This window comes from Microbacterium sp. (genome assembly GCF_049661145.1).
Lineage (GTDB): Bacteria > Actinomycetota > Actinomycetes > Actinomycetales > Microbacteriaceae > Microbacterium.
Window position 1 is genome coordinate 1 of the sequence record NZ_JBASZT010000048.1, and the last position, 14,100, is coordinate 14,100.

Consider the following 14,100-nt stretch of genomic DNA (forward strand, 5'->3'; position numbering starts at 1 on the left):
GGCCCGGGGCGTTCGCGTTACACCGGCCGCCGGCGCGCCACGACCATCGCGGCCGTCGCCCCGACTGCGGCGACCGCGGCGACGATGGCGAGGACGAGAGCTCCCGTGGCGACTCCGGCGAGCACCAAGATCGCGAGCAGACCGACAAGAGAACCGAGCAGCGCGAGGGTGAGCCCTCGACGACGTAGCGTCACCTGATGACCTCGGGCCATCCGCGCCGCGACCACGACCTCATGCGCGATCCAGCCGAGCCCGAGCGGCACCAGCAGCAGACTCGCGATGCCGATCAACTGGAGCGCGGTCGATGCCGCGCGCGCAAGCGGATCGTGCTCCCCCGGCAGGAACGGGAGCACGATGACAACCGTGACTAGCCCCGCGGCGACGACCAGCACGACTGCCGGAAGAACCCGGCTACGGACCGTGGACACCATCGAACTATATCAGCCACGGATATAGATCGATACGCCTCGGAGGCACAATCTCGAGGCAGTGCCTCGCCCTCGGACTCGTCGACGAGATCCAACTGCACGTCGTGCCGGTCATCCTGGGCACGGGGATCTCACTGTTCGCGGGACTCGAAGAGAGCATCCGCCTCGAGCGTGTCGAGACGTCGGCCTTCGCCAGCGAAGTCCACCTCCGCTACCGCGTCCTCCGCTGACCGAGGACCAGAGCTGCGGCCGCGAGACGAGGATGCTGCGGCGCTTTCGAGTGATCATGAGAGTGGCCTTTCTGTGGTGTGATGGGAGGTGTTCAGTTGCGCGGTGAGGTCGACGGCACGGCCATCCGGGAGCCAGCAGAATCGCTCACGAACCGACCTCGGCGCGTCCCGGATCGCGGCCCGCATTCCGGTTTCGCCATCGCGGAAGTGAGACCAGCCGTCGTAGTGGGCAGGAATGGCGACTCTTGGTTGGAGCAGTCCGACGAGTGTCACCGCGTCCGCGCCGGTCATGGTGTACTCGAGGGGTCCGGTGATGCGGAATCGGACGCCGCCCGCATTCACGATGGCGACGTCAACGTCCATGCCTTTCGCGACTCTACGCAGGCGTCGCGTGAGAACTGTGTCGCCAGTGACCCAGAGATCCGTCCGGGCGTGATGCTGCCTTCGGACGGCGAAGCCGATGACTTCTCCGACAACGGGCCTGCTGAGCGGCGGTCCGTGCCGAGACGGTGTCGCCGAAATCCTGAGCGGTTGCTTCGAGGGATGCTCCAGCACCACGTCGTGGTCCGGACGAAGTCCATGGACATGCGGGATGCCCAGGCGCCGAGCGCCGCTCACGGTGGTGACGACGTGCGAGGCAGCGGGCAGCATCGCGCGGCCGGCGGCATCGAGGTTGTCGGCGTGGTGGTCGTGGCTGAGCAGGATGACGTCGACACGTCCGAGGTCGTCGACGGAGAGCGCCGGTCCGCGAGTTTTCACGCTCGAGGTCCCCAGCGCGAACGGGTAGCGGCGGCCGGGTGGATCGAAGGTCGGATCGATCAGGATCCGCCAGTCGTCCATCTCCACGAGGAGGGTGGGTCCTCCGATGCGCATGACTCTCATGGTGCGATCTCCGAGTCATCCCCGAGGCGCGCTCGTGCCTGCCGCCGTGGTGGACGCCGCTTGCCGCAATGACCAGTCGAGGGCATAGTCCGCGACTTCCTCCCAGCCTTCTTGACTGACGATCCGGTGCGTGCGTCCGGGGAACTCGATCCGCTCGACGAGCGCCGGCCCGGCAGAGTATTTCTTCAGCGCGGCCTTCTGAATCGCGGGCGGCGCGACGTGATCGATGCCGCCGGAGACGAGCAGCAGCGGAGCGCGGTCGGGCTTGTGGAAGTCGACGCGTGTGATGCCGGTGCGCGTCTTCGGCAAGGAGAGGACACCCTCGAAGAACACGCGGTTCACCGACGGGATGGCACTCGCCTCCCATTCCCGATCCGACTCTTCTCGGCTCAAGTCGTTGCCGAACGTGTAATGGAAGTGCCTCTTCGAGAACGCATTGGCCTTGCGGATGCGGAAGGGGTTCGCGAGGATCGGCAACCCGGTGCGTAGCGTCGAGAAGGGGAGCGCGAGCACGCCCGCGGGCTGACCCGGCTCCACACCGACGCCGGCGACACCGAGCCCCCGATCCAGGAGCATCTGAACGAAGATGCCTCCGAACGAGTGGCCCATGATGACGGGCGCCTGCGAGAGACCTCTGATGATCCTGTCGTACGAGTCCACGATCTCGGTGATTCCGCGATTCTCGAGGGCACTGGGGTCGCGGCGGACATCGTCGGGCGTTCTGGAATCGACGCCCGGCCAGCCGGGGGTGATGACCTCGTGCCCTCGGGCGCGGTAGCGTCCGGCCCAGGTGTCCCAGCTGGATGACGTCATCCACAGTCCGTGGACGAGGACGATCGGTGGGAGAGAAGTTGATTCGGTCATGGTGGATCCCTTCCGTTTCAGGCGTCGATGAAGGCGAGCAGATCGGCGTGCAGACGCTCTCGCGCTGTGTCGGGCAGTCCATGCGCGCCGCCCTCGTAAACGATCAGCGTCCCGTTCGGCAGCAATGGCGGCGACAGCTTCCCGCTGATCTCGAACGGCACGATCTGATCGTCGTCGCCGTGGATGACGAGGGCGGGCACATCGATCGCCGCCAGGTCGGATCGGAAATCAGTGGCGCTGAACGCCGCGATGCACTCGTACGCGTTTCTTGCACCGGATGCGAGTCCCTGCAGCCAGAAGGCATCCCGCGTCCCCTGGGGGATGTCGCCCGTCCGGTTGTTGCCGAAGAACGGTCCGTCGGCGAGGCTCCGGTAGAGCTGGGACCGGTTCTGCTCCTCACCGGCACGGATCCCGTCGAAGACGTCGATCGGTGCTCCGGCCGGGTTGCCCGCCGTGCGTAGCATGAACGGTGTGACGGCGGAAACGAGGACGACGCTCTTCACGCGTGACGAACCGTGACGACCGACATAGCGGACAACCTCACCGCCGCCCGTCGAGTGCCCGACGAGCGTGAGGTCGCGCAGGTCGAGCGTGTCGATCAGGCAGGCGAGATCGTCGGCGTAGGTGTCCATCTCGTTGCCATCCCACGTCTGGGACGACTTGCCATGCCCCCGGCGGTCATGCGCGATGACGCGATGTCCATGCTTCGCGAGGAAGAGCGCCGCTGCTTCCCAGGCGTCGGAGTTGAGCGGCCACCCGTGGCTCAGTACGACCGGCGAGCCGGCGGATCCCCAGTCCTTGTAGAAGATCTGGGTGCCGTCTTCGGTGGTGACGTAGGGCATTTCGTCCTCCTCGTGATTGAGGACATGCTGGCGCCGCGGCACCGCTCGGCGCCCCACGCGAGATGCGTAGTCTTGCGTTCGTGGTGCGACTACGCGCCGTTCGCGGTGCTAACCGCCGAGGCTCGCGGCGAGCTGGCGGCGAGAGGTGACTCCGAGTTTCCGGAAGACTTTGCGAAGGTGGTAGTCGACGGTGTTCACGCTGATGAACAAGGCTTCACCGATCTCGGCATTGGTGTTTCCGGCTGCGGCAAGCCGCGCGACCGCTTGCTCTTGCGCGGTCAGATCGTCCATGGCGTTGGAAGTAATAGGTGGCGGGATCTTCCCTGTCGCGCGCAGTTCCCGGCGAGCTCGTTCGGCGAACAGCACCGCTCCCGCTTGGGCGAGGAGCAAGTACGCATCGGAAAGATGTCGTGCCGCCTCAGCTCTCAGTCCTCTGCGGCGCAACCACTCGCCCAGCAGCAGTCGCGATCGGCCTCGCTCGCCGATCAATCCGGTGCGGTCGAGGACCTCGACAGAGCGCTCATAGAGCGACCGCGCTTCGTCATCCGCAGCGACGAGAGCGTCGCACCGCGCAGCCATTCCGATAGCCCAATCCGCTCCGCTCGCCGCGGCGAACCGTCGCATGAGCGCGACCGCGGGTGCCGCATCCGTCAGATTGCCACTCCGCACGCACGCCTCAACGAAGTCCGGATTCTGGTGGAACGACGCCTGTAGGAAGGGTCGGTCGAGAAGCCTCCGCAAGAGCCGATACGCGTCTTCGTAGTTGCCTGATGCAAGGTGGGCGGCCGCGATCCCAGCCGATGCAATGCGGGTGATCCCACCGAACCCGGCGTTCGCCATCGCGTCGCCCACGTCGCGGACTGTGGCGATGTCAGTGCCGCTCCAGGCGAGGTACCCCGCGTTGACGGCAAGCTGATCGATATAGCCGATCGCCTGTCGCACGTCCGCCGCGTGCGAAAGGTAGGCAGCCGCCCCCGCGGGGTTGCCCCGCGAGAGTTCGACTGCGCTCGCCGTCCACAGCACGATGTCCAATTCATGGAGGGCGCCGCCTTCGCGTGCAGCCTTCGCGGCACGGTCGAGCAGCTCGAGCCCCGCATCCGCTTCCCAGAGCGCAACCGTGGGTATGACCGCGAACGCCGACAGCGCGATCAGCTCGCCGTCCGCCATCTCTTTCAGCATGGTCACCGATTCGCGCAGGACAACGACCGCATCGTCGTAGGGGTCGAGAATGAGCGCTGCGATGGCGCGCAATGCGACTGAAAGCGAGCCAGGTGCGGATTGAGCCGCCTCCCGAAGCCGTCGACCGAACGCCGGCAGCGCATCGAGGTCCTCCTCCGTCTGCGTCGACTGGATCACGTGGTACGTAAGGAGAAGCGCCCTTTGCTCGAGCACAGGCGCGTGACCGCGAAAGCTGTCGGCGGCCCGCAGGAGCATCATCCGCGCTTCGTCCAACCCGGCTCGATCCGCCAGGAACTGCGCCGCCATCGCGCGGATCACGAGGAGTCTTCCTCGCGAGACGGAGTCGAGAGACTCAGTGTCGATGGTGACGGTCAGCTCGCGGGCGAGACGCATCATCCCGGCGGTGCTCGCCGCTTCCGCGGCATCGATCAACAGCACGTTTCGCGCATCTCGTCCCGATGTCATATCCGCAGCACGGGCGAGGAGTCGCGCCTTCGAAGCGTGCCCGCCACGGATCCCAGCGCGCTGGGCCAGTGCGATGAGTCGCTCGGCGACCTCGGCAGCGGGCGACTCCGCAGCGGCCGCCGCGTGCCACACCGCCACTTCCTCATATCCATCGGCCTCCGCTCGCATCGCAAGCGCCCTGTGCACGCTGCGCCGATCGGCGTCCGAGGCCGAAGTGTAAACGGCGGAGCGGACGAGTGGATGCCGAAACTGAACCGTATCGCGCAGTTGCACCAGTCCCGCCTGCTCGACTGGCGTCGAGGCCGACTCCGGTAGCCCGAGATCGCGAGCGGCGGAGCGCACAACCGCCGAGTTGCCGGTGGACTCGGCGGCCGCGACAAGGATCCACAGTTGCGACTCGGGCGGAAGGGACGAAACCTTCTGCGCATAGTGCACTTCGAGCCGCCGACCCACAGGGCGCGGCGAGGGGTACAGCGCGAGCCTGGTGAGCTCGTGCGCACCCCAATCGCTGGCTAACTCGTGCAGGGCAAGAGGATTCCCTCTCGCTCCCTCGATGATCTCGGCCTGCACGGCAGGGTCGAGGGGCGCTGACAGCACGTGCCCGAGGAGTTCGACGCTCGCTGAGCTCGTCAATCCCGACACGCGCAACTCGGGGACCCCTGCAAGCCCCGACCCCGTGCCGTCCTCGCCTCGGCTGGCAAAGACGATGCCGACTGCCTCGGCCTCGAGCCGCCGTGCGATGAAGCCGAGCACTTCCAGGGACTCCTGGTCCAAGTGCTGCGCGTCATCGATGACGCAGAGCAACGGGCTTCCTTCGGCGGCCAGAGAGAGCAATGAGAGTCCCGCCAACCCCACCAACGAACGCTCGACCCCAGCCCCGTCGACGAGACCGGCTGCGATCTGCAGCGCGTGACGCTGTCGCTCCGGAATCTGCGGCAAGTACTCCGCGAGCGGACTTCCGAGCCTCTGTATCGCACCGTACGCAACCGAAGACTCCACTTCGTATCCGCTGATGCTCAGCACTCTGAGCCCGGACGCCGTGCCGACTGCGGCCTCGAGAAGCGAGGTCTTCCCGATACCTGGTTCCCCCGTCACCCACAAGGCCCCACTGCCCCCATTACGGACATGCCCAAGGAGCGCATGGAGGCGGTCCAGCTCCAGCGCGCGACCAACGAGCGGAATCTGGCTTCGAGCGGATATGACGATCACCATAGCGAAGCCCGTGAATCGGGAAAAGTACGCAACATGTGATCGGCCGCAATCGACGCCAACGCGCTGCCGCGTGACCTCGCCGCTGAACGATGGGCGCGACTGTGGGGGCACCGCCGCTGAAGAGCCGGCGACAGGTATGCTTTTGTCATACCAACCACCCTGGAGGAACGATGTCGGTGCGCAAGGTCGCCGTCACGCTGCCCGAGGAACTCTTCGAGATCGTGGAACGGGCCCGAACTGTCGAGCACCGCACACGTTCGGAGGTCATCCAAGAAGCGTTGCGGACGCACTTCGGCGAAGCCGTGTACGTACCGACCGACGATGAGCGGCGATGGCTCGTCGCGGCGCTCGATGAGGCAACGCAGACTCCCGAGCGGAGCCGTGATTGGGATCAGGTCCGCGCTGAACTGCGCGCCGACCAGTGAGGCTTCGGCTCACGGAGCTCGCGCCGGGGATCTGGACGATGCCCGAGAGCACTATCGCACGATCGACGAGAGCCTCGAGGAGCGCTTCCTCGACCAGCTCGACCGGGTGATGCAACGTCTCGTCACCTTCCCCAACGGGGCACCGCCGGTCGACGGGTTCGCTGGGGTGAGGCGCGCCCGAATGCGTCAGTTCCCTTACGGCATCTTCTACGCCGTTGACGACGAAGGCATCCTCGTTCTTCGCGTGCTGCACACTCGTCGCGACACTGTCGACGTCGACTGAGCGCCGTCTCACTCCGCCGCTGAAGAACCGGCGACTACCCGACCGCGCGGTCGAGCGCGTCGGTCAGATCGCTCAGCTGGGTCAACTCAAGCTTCTCGCCGTCGAGGAAAAACGTCGGGGTGCCCTGCACACCCATCGCGCGCCCCTCCACGGCATCCTCCTCGATCCGCTCCCGGGTCGCGGGGTCGGCGACCTCGGCGTCGTAAGCCACGAGGTCCAGCTCGAGCTGCTCGGCGAAGCTGCGGAACAACGCGGAGTGGTCCACCTGCTGGTCGCCCCAGCTGACGGTGCGGATGCCCTGCGCGTTCAGCAGCTGGATCGTCTCTGCCGCTTCTGGGCGGAGTTCGTCGCGGATGCCGATGAGCCCGGCGATCTGCCCGCCGGCTTCGACGACGACCACGGTCATGCCGGCGCCGGCCATCTCGTCCGCGGTGTCCTGCAGCGGGCCGGGGTTCAGCCAACGGACGTTCCCGACCCGCACGGCGGTGGCGCCGACGCGGCCGATGATGCCGTGCCTGGCCTCCTCAACGACATCCTGACCCGGCGCAGCGCCGGGGGCGGCCGCGGTGATCGCCGCGGCGAGCGGGTGCGTACTGGTGGACTCGAGAGCGGCGGCAAGAGCGAGCACGTCGTCTCGGGTGCGGCCGGGGGCGGCTTCGATCTCGACGACCTGCGGCTCGTTACGGGTGAGAGTGCCGGTCTTGTCCAGGGCGACGGTGCGGATGGTGCCGAACTGCTCGAACGCCTCCCCGGACTTGATGACGACGCCGAACTTCGACACCGACCCGATCGCGCTGATCACCGTGACCGGGACGGCGATCGCCAGCGCGCAGGGGGACGCGGCGACGAGGACGACGAGGGCGCGTTCGACCCACAGGCCGGGGTAGCCGACGATGAACCCGAACACCGCGACCAGGGCGGCCGCGATGAGCACGGCGGGGACGAGGGGGCGGGGACTATACATCCATTGCTGTAGTGTCGCGGCGCTTGAGAAGTGGAGGCGTCGCCGCGCGAGCGCGCGTCGCAGATGACGGAGGCGCCGAGGTTGCGGATGCCGTCCGTGCAGCAGTCGGCGCGCTCATCCGGCTCAAGTGGTCGGCATCCGCCGGAGTTGGCGACACTTTAGGACGGATGAACCGGCTGCGACTCCGAACTCGCGTCTTCTGCAATCCCTACTCGCCCTGCCCGACGCCCGGCATCCATCCGCACTGCGCCGCCACCGTGCCGCGCCTTCATCCGACCCATGTTGTCGCCAAACGGGGGGCGAAGGCGACACTTCGGGTCGGGTGAACGGATGCCGAGGGTCCACCCGTCACGCCCCGGCCCGCGCGCCGACGAGCCGCTCGGACACGTCCCAGAGCCGACGGGCGTCGTCGCTGCTCTGCAGGGGCTTCCAGAACTCGCCGAGCAGCACCGGCCGGCCCGCGGTCGTGCGGCTCGGGCCGTAGAACTGGTCGCCGCGGGCATCCGGCGCGGTCGCTGCGACGAGTGCCGGCAACGCCGCGGAGGCGACGGTGCCGCTGATCCCGAGGTGCGACGTGAGGCGGATCATCCGCCGCCCGCCGGTCTCCTTCTCGCGGCCCAGACCGGGTTGCGCCGCGAGCAGATTCGTGGGCGAGACACCCGGGTGCGCAAGGTTGCTGCTGATGCCCCAGCCCGCGGCGCGGCTACGGGCATCGAGCTCACGGGCGAACAGGCCGACCGCGATCTTCGACGCGCTGTACGACCTCATCACGTCGTAGCCGGTCTCGCCGTTCAGGTCGTCCCAGTCGATCGCGCCGCTGCGCGCGGCGATGCTCGTCTGATGCGTGACGCGGGCGCCACGCTCCCGCAGCAGCGGCAGCAGCCCCATCGTGAGCGCGAAGTGGCCCAGGTGGTTCGTGCCGAACTGCAGCTCGAAACCGTCGGTCGTGACCTGGCGGTGCGGCGGCTGCATGACCCCGGCGTTGTTGATGAAGATGCCGATGGGGCGCCCCTCTTCGACGAGTCCGGCCGCGAAGCCACCGACCGATGCGAGCGACGACAGGTCGAGCGGGCGCGTGGAGACTCGCGCGTCCGGCACCTGGCCGCGGATGTGTTCGACGGCGGCTTGGCCCTTTGCGGCGGAGCGCACGGGCATGATGACCTCCGCGCCCGCCGCGGCGAGCCGGGTGGCGATCACCCGGCCGATGCCGTCGCTCGCGCCGGTGACGACGGCGAGGTTTCCGGTGAGGTCCGGGATGGCGATGTGCGGAGTGCGTGGCATGGGGAGTCCCTTCGAGTGCGGCCCGGCGGCCGACGTCAACGTGTGACCCATGCTCGGTTGATTGCAAGAACGGATTCAGTGCCCGCCGATCCGCTGACTGTCGGTCCACCCCTTCGGAGAAGATCCCCGTCACGCGAGTGATTGCGTCCCGATCACCGCGAGCAGTTGCAGCTTCTCGTGGCTCTCGCCGCCCGGCGCGGCGGTGTAGACGAGCAGCCGGTGCGACTGTTCCGGGTCGAGCAGCGTCTGGCAGTTCAGCTCCAGCATCCCCACCACCGGGTGCTCGAAGCGCTTCACCTCGGGCGGTCGCAGCCCGACCTCGTGCCGGTCCCACAGCTCGCGGAACTCGTCGCTGCGCGCGCGTAATGCGTCGGCGAGCGCCGCTGCCCGCGAACCGTGACCCCGCAGCGTGGCGATCTCGCGCAGGCCCGAGGCGTACACGCGCGACAGCACGTCCTGCTCGTCTGGCGGGTACGCGCGGCGAGCATCCGGATCGGTGAACCACCGGTATCCGATGCTCCGCGCAGGACCGGAATGCCGGGACGCATCGCCGAGCAGCGCGACCCCGAGCGCGCTCTGCCGCAGCGTTTCGCCCAGCTCGGTGACGATCTCGGCCGGAGTGTCCTGCAGGCGATCGAGGATGCGCAGCAGCCCCGGACTGATGTGCCCGCCGTCGGCGCCCCGCGCGGGCGGGTTGTGACCGGCGAGCCGGAAGACGTGATCGCGCTCGCCGAGCGAGAGGTGAAGCCCCTGCGCGATCGACGCCATCATCTGCTCCGACGGCTGCGGCCCCGTACCCCGCTCCAGCCGCGCGTAGTAGTCGGTCGACATGTGGCACAGCGCCGCGACCTCCTCTCGCCGCAGCCCGCTCGTCCGCCGACGTTGACCGCGTGACAGACCGACGTCCTCGGGCTGTAGCGACTCACGCCGCCGCCGCAGAAACGCCGCCAGTCCCTCGCGATCGATCACCGGCATCCACCATTCGCTCCGAACCACCCACGTGCGGGGCTATCCTCTTCATACCGCGGCATGGGACGCCGCATCCACGCTCCGACAATCCACCCTTGGGACGAAGCCAGAAGGCGCTCGCGCTGCCGCGCCGTGGGGCGAGAAGGTGTGGCTCATGTCACGAAGACTTTCGCATCAGAAGGAGGATCCGCCCGTGAGCATCCGGCATCCTGTCGTTGCCATCTCCTACGCGCACGACTCTCCCGCCGCGCCCGAGTGGTTCAGTCGCGAGCTCGATCGGCTTGCCACGCCCGTCGTGGACGCGCTGCGCGCCCGCGGCGTGCAGGTGCGCGTGCTCGACGCGGTGCGCGACACCGAGCCAGAAGCTGCCGCCTCCGGCGCGGATGCCGTCATCGTCCTCGGCGGCGCCGACATCGATCCGACGCTGTACCGTCACACCCCGCACAGTACGGTGCAGGGCACCCATCGCCCCGCCGACGAGTTCGAGACCCGGTTGATACGCGCCGCCGTGAACCTCGACCGCCCGGTGCTCGGCATCTGCCGTGGTGCGCAACTGGTCAACGTCGCGCTCGGCGGCACGCTCGTCCAGCATCTCGGGGACGACGCCGCGCATCGCAGCAACGACGAACACGACGGCTTCACCCGGCACGAGATCGAGATCGAACCAGAGACACGCCTGTCGGCCATCGTCGGCAATCGACGACTCGAGGTCACCTCGGCTCATCACCAGGCCGTCGACCTCCTCGGCGAGGGCCTGCGCATCGCCGCGCGCGCCGACGACGGCGTGGTCGAAGCGATCGAGTCGCATGCCGGTGCCCCCTGGATCCTCGGCGTGCAGTGGCATCCCGAAGCACCACGATCGACGCCCGAAGACCTTGCCGTACTGCTCGATGCGCTGGTGGCGCGCGCCGCGGCATCGCAGGTGCCCACCGAACAGTGCCCGGCGTTCCGCGCGATGGGCGTTCTATGAGGAGAGGGCGCAACTGAGCGCGAACCTGGCGGGCCTTGACCCCGAAGCCCAGAAACGGGGTCAAGGCCTGACGCCCCCTACAGCAGTGCCCACGCACCCTGGATGTCGGTGAGGACGGCCCGAAGAGCATTGACGATCAGCTCGAACTCCTCGGATCCCGCGACGAGCGGCGGCGCGACGCAGACGACGGGGTCGCCGCCGTCCGTGCTCACTCGCAGCAGCACGCCGCGCTCCTCGATCGGCCCGGCGAGGGCGCCGGGACCGTAGAGCTCGATCAACTGTTCCTCAGACAGAGGCTGCCCTCCCGGGGTCTGCGTCGTCAGCTCGACGGCCCAGAAGTACCCGATCCCGCGGACGTCGACGACGCCGGGCAGATCCAGGAGGGTTCGCAGCTTTCGGCCGAGCTCCTCCTCATTGTCGAGAACACGCTGCGGCAGGTCGAGCCGCTCCATGATCTCCAGGTTCTTGAGCGACACCGCCGTCATCACGGGGTGCCCCCCGAAGGTGTTCCCGTGGGCGAGCATCATGCCCTCGGCGACGAACGGCTCGTGCACCCGGTCGTTCACGATCACGGCGCCGATCACCGCGTGGGCTGACGAGAGCCCCTTCGCCGTGGTGATGATGTCGGGAGCGAAGCCGAACCGCTCGGACGCGAACCACGCCCCGACCCTGCCGAACGCAGTGATGGTCTCGTCGGCGACGGCGAGCAGGTCGTACTTGTCGCACAGCTCCCGGATGCCAGTCAGGTACCCGGCCGGCGGAAGCAGCATGCCCCCGTGGTTCTGGACGGGCTCGACGATGACCATCGCGACGGTGTCGGGGTCCTCGCTCAGAATCCGCTGCTCGAGTTCCGCGAGCAGGAAGGCCGTGAACTGTTCCTCGGTCTCGCCCTCGGGACGCCCGATCCGCTTCGTGTTGCTCACGTGGGCGACCTGTGGCACCAGGGGTTCGAACGGCGTCCGCATCTCCCTGATGCCCGCGAGCGAGAGCGCACCCAGGGTGGTGCCGTGGTAGGCCTGCTCCCGGGAGATGGCCTTCCACTTGCGCTTGCCCTGGAGCAGGAAGTACTGCCGCGCGATCTTCCAGGCGGCCTCGACCGACTCGCCGCCGCTGGGGGTGAAGAACACGTGATCGAGTCCTTCGGGGGCGAGCTGCGCGACGCGCTCGGCGAGCTCGATGGCACGCGGGTGCGTCGTGCCCCAGTTCGCGTGGTAGCCGAGTTCGCGGTACTGGGCGAGTGCTGCCTGGCCGAGCTCCTCCCCGTAGCCGTAGCCGACGTTGACGCAGAACAGGTTGGAGAGCCCATCGAGGTAGCGGTTGCCGTCCGAGTCGAACAGGTAGCAGCCCTCGCCCTTGACGATGACCTTGAGGTCACTGCGGTCGGTGGGCAGCGCCGGCGCGAAGTGGCGCCAGAGATGGTCGGCCGCGCTCTCGCGGTACCGGTGGCTGTCGATGGCGATGGCGGTGTCGGATGTGAGGGACATGTCGTTTCTCCGTTCGGTGGTGATCGAGTGGTGGCGAGCGCGCGAAACCGCGGGAACTCGGGAAGGCTCAGGCTGCGGCGATCCCGACGGGATCGCGGAGCTTGTCGTAGGTGTCTCGGCGGCTCCTGCGCAGGAGCAGCGCGACGAGCACGCCGGCGGCGAAGAACGCAACGATGAGCGCGATGAACACGGCCGCGGCGACGTCGTCGCCCATCAGCATCCCGAAGTTCATCACCGTCATGTACACGACCAGGAGCATGCCGAGCAACGAGAGCAGGGGCGCGACCACGGTCGCCCAGACGTTGCGCTCCCTGGGACGGCCGAAGAAGACGACGACGGCGTTCTTCACGTACCTGCTCATTCGCGTGAAGCCGACCGAGAACAGCAGCAGGACCACGGCGGCGCAGATGAAGAACACGGGAAGGCCGATGCTGCCGGTCACGAGGAGGCCGACGGGCATGGCTGCGGCGACGACGGTCAGCGGTGCCGCGGCCGCGACGACCATCAGCACGATGGACGTCGTGCCGAGGCCTCTGCCGAGCAGCGAGTCCGGGGTTCCGTGGAGGCCCCCGTCGATCGGATCGAACTCGCTTCGGGAATGCTCAGGTGAAGGTGAAGGTGAAGGTGAAGGTGAAGGTGAAGACATGATGGCTCCTTGTGTGTGCGACGCGACCGATCGTGCAGATTCTTTGTTTCAACTGCGTTACCCCTGCATTTGCCGTGCAGACTGACGTCTTTGATGCACTTTCTGTCATCTAGGCTGTCGGCATGACACCTCAGCCGCAGAAGATGCACCTGGACGAACTCGACGAACGGATCGTGTGGGAACTGCTTCGGGATGCCGGTCAGTCCAACAAGGCGCTGGCCGAGCGCCTGGGGGTCTCGGAATCGACGACGATCAATCGCGTCCGCGCGCTGCGCGCGGCCGGGGTGGTCGGCAAGGCACACGTGACCATCGACGTGGAGGCTCTCGGATTCAACGTCCAGGCGCTCGTGTTCGTCCGGCTGCGGCCCCAGGCGCGGCCCCGGATCAAGGAGTTCGCCGAGATGGCCGCGCGGATTCCCCAGACCATCAACGTCTTCTTCATGGGCGGGAACGACGACTTCGTCATCCATGTCTTCTGCACCTCGACCGGCCAGCTGCGCGACCTCGTCTCGACGAGGCTCAGCATGGACCCCGCCGTCGCGACCACGAGCACCCAGGTCGTCTTCGACTACATCCCCGGCGTGACCCGGATGGAGCACGTCTCGGGTTGGGATGAGATCCGGGCGCCCATCCCGGCTTGACCGTGTTCCGACAACACGGTGTTCACTGAGCGGCACCGGCCGGCGACGGTTCGTCCGGATGACGGGAGCGGGCAGTGGCGAGGGCAGCAGAGGGACGACGGGCCGCGGCGGTCGGCGGCAGTGAGGCGGATCGGCGGGTTCTGCACCCGCTGGCCGACGGCATCCCGCTCGTGCTCATCGCGCTGCTCGGGTTCGCGCTCGCCTGGCTGGGCCGCAGCCCCTGGTGGGGATGGGCTCTCGTCGCGGCGCTGCTCGTCGCGATCGGTGCGACGGCCCGGTGGTGGGCTCGCGGTCCGGTGCTGGTGCGGATCGGCGCGTGGCTCGTCGCGGGAGCC

Annotated in this window: 16 protein-coding genes; 6 read left to right on the plus strand and 10 right to left on the minus strand. The window is 67.8% G+C overall.

The annotated features are described in order from the left end of the window. Positions 1-17: 17 nt before the first annotated feature. Positions 18-428, minus strand: coding sequence for a hypothetical protein (locus tag WBP48_RS02110; RefSeq protein ID WP_424435364.1), 411 nt, complete (start codon positions 426-428; stop codon positions 18-20). A gap of 50 nt (positions 429-478) precedes the next feature. Here WBP48_RS02110 and WBP48_RS02115 point away from each other — a divergent pair, with 50 nt between their 5' ends. Continuing rightward, complete coding sequence (locus tag WBP48_RS02115) at positions 479-658, plus strand: dihydrofolate reductase family protein (RefSeq protein WP_424435406.1); 180 nt, start codon at positions 479-481, stop codon at positions 656-658. Between the two features lie 54 nt (positions 659-712). Here WBP48_RS02115 and WBP48_RS02120 read toward each other — a convergent pair whose 3' ends face one another. The 4 genes from WBP48_RS02120 to WBP48_RS02135 form a co-directional block, all read right to left on the minus strand. Beyond that, on the minus strand, positions 713-1,531 hold the full coding sequence (locus tag WBP48_RS02120) for an MBL fold metallo-hydrolase (protein WP_424435367.1): 819 nt from the start codon (positions 1,529-1,531) through the stop codon (positions 713-715). A 24-nt stretch (positions 1,532-1,555) separates the two neighbouring features. Further along, positions 1,556-2,404, minus strand: coding sequence for an alpha/beta hydrolase (locus tag WBP48_RS02125; RefSeq protein WP_424435370.1), 849 nt, complete (start codon positions 2,402-2,404; stop codon positions 1,556-1,558). Between the two features lie 17 nt (positions 2,405-2,421). Next, positions 2,422-3,246 carry an alpha/beta fold hydrolase gene (locus WBP48_RS02130; RefSeq protein WP_424435373.1) on the minus strand — a complete coding sequence of 275 codons (825 nt, stop codon included), beginning with the start codon at positions 3,244-3,246 and terminating at the stop codon, positions 2,422-2,424. A gap of 108 nt (positions 3,247-3,354) precedes the next feature. Then, positions 3,355-6,102, minus strand: a complete 2,748-nt coding sequence (locus WBP48_RS02135) for an AAA family ATPase (RefSeq protein WP_424435376.1) — start codon at positions 6,100-6,102, stop codon at positions 3,355-3,357. 170 nt (positions 6,103-6,272) lie between these two features. Here WBP48_RS02135 and WBP48_RS02140 point away from each other — a divergent pair, with 170 nt between their 5' ends. Together WBP48_RS02140 and WBP48_RS02145 are read left to right on the plus strand one after the other, a co-directional pair. Next, positions 6,273-6,527, plus strand: coding sequence for a ribbon-helix-helix protein, CopG family (locus WBP48_RS02140; protein ID WP_424435379.1), 255 nt, complete (start codon positions 6,273-6,275; stop codon positions 6,525-6,527). Beyond that, the gene (locus WBP48_RS02145) at positions 6,484-6,810 is read left to right on the plus strand and encodes a type II toxin-antitoxin system RelE/ParE family toxin (RefSeq protein WP_424435382.1); all 327 of its coding nucleotides are present in this window, start codon (positions 6,484-6,486) and stop codon (positions 6,808-6,810) included. The genes WBP48_RS02140 and WBP48_RS02145 overlap by 44 nt, the downstream gene beginning before the upstream one ends. 34 nt (positions 6,811-6,844) lie before the next feature. Here WBP48_RS02145 and WBP48_RS02150 read toward each other — a convergent pair whose 3' ends face one another. From WBP48_RS02150 to WBP48_RS02160, 3 genes are all read right to left on the minus strand, one after another. Then, positions 6,845-7,774 carry an HAD-IC family P-type ATPase gene (locus tag WBP48_RS02150; protein ID WP_424435385.1) on the minus strand — a complete coding sequence of 310 codons (930 nt, stop codon included), beginning with the start codon at positions 7,772-7,774 and terminating at the stop codon, positions 6,845-6,847. Positions 7,775-8,122: 348 nt separating this feature from the next. Then, positions 8,123-9,055 carry an SDR family oxidoreductase gene (locus tag WBP48_RS02155; protein ID WP_424435388.1) on the minus strand — a complete coding sequence of 311 codons (933 nt, stop codon included), beginning with the start codon at positions 9,053-9,055 and terminating at the stop codon, positions 8,123-8,125. Positions 9,056-9,184: 129 nt separating this feature from the next. Then, positions 9,185-10,024, minus strand: coding sequence for a helix-turn-helix transcriptional regulator (locus WBP48_RS02160; RefSeq protein WP_424435409.1), 840 nt, complete (start codon positions 10,022-10,024; stop codon positions 9,185-9,187). 193 nt (positions 10,025-10,217) lie between these two features. Between WBP48_RS02160 and WBP48_RS02165 the strand changes: the two genes are divergently transcribed. Then, entirely contained in the window at positions 10,218-10,994 is a 777-nt protein-coding gene (locus WBP48_RS02165) for a gamma-glutamyl-gamma-aminobutyrate hydrolase family protein (protein WP_424435391.1), read from the plus strand. A 77-nt stretch (positions 10,995-11,071) separates the two neighbouring features. Here WBP48_RS02165 and WBP48_RS02170 read toward each other — a convergent pair whose 3' ends face one another. Together WBP48_RS02170 and WBP48_RS02175 are read right to left on the minus strand one after the other, a co-directional pair. Beyond that, positions 11,072-12,478 carry an aminotransferase class III-fold pyridoxal phosphate-dependent enzyme gene (locus tag WBP48_RS02170; protein WP_424435394.1) on the minus strand — a complete coding sequence of 469 codons (1,407 nt, stop codon included), beginning with the start codon at positions 12,476-12,478 and terminating at the stop codon, positions 11,072-11,074. Positions 12,479-12,545: 67 nt separating this feature from the next. Continuing rightward, positions 12,546-13,124, minus strand: a complete 579-nt coding sequence (locus tag WBP48_RS02175; protein WP_424435397.1) for a hypothetical protein — start codon at positions 13,122-13,124, stop codon at positions 12,546-12,548. Positions 13,125-13,246: 122 nt separating this feature from the next. Here WBP48_RS02175 and WBP48_RS02180 point away from each other — a divergent pair, with 122 nt between their 5' ends. Further along, the gene (locus WBP48_RS02180; RefSeq protein ID WP_424435400.1) at positions 13,247-13,765 is read left to right on the plus strand and encodes an Lrp/AsnC family transcriptional regulator; all 519 of its coding nucleotides are present in this window, start codon (positions 13,247-13,249) and stop codon (positions 13,763-13,765) included. Between the two features lie 74 nt (positions 13,766-13,839). Then, on the plus strand, positions 13,840-14,100 hold a 261-nt coding region (locus WBP48_RS02185), incomplete at its 3' end, for a hypothetical protein (protein WP_424435403.1).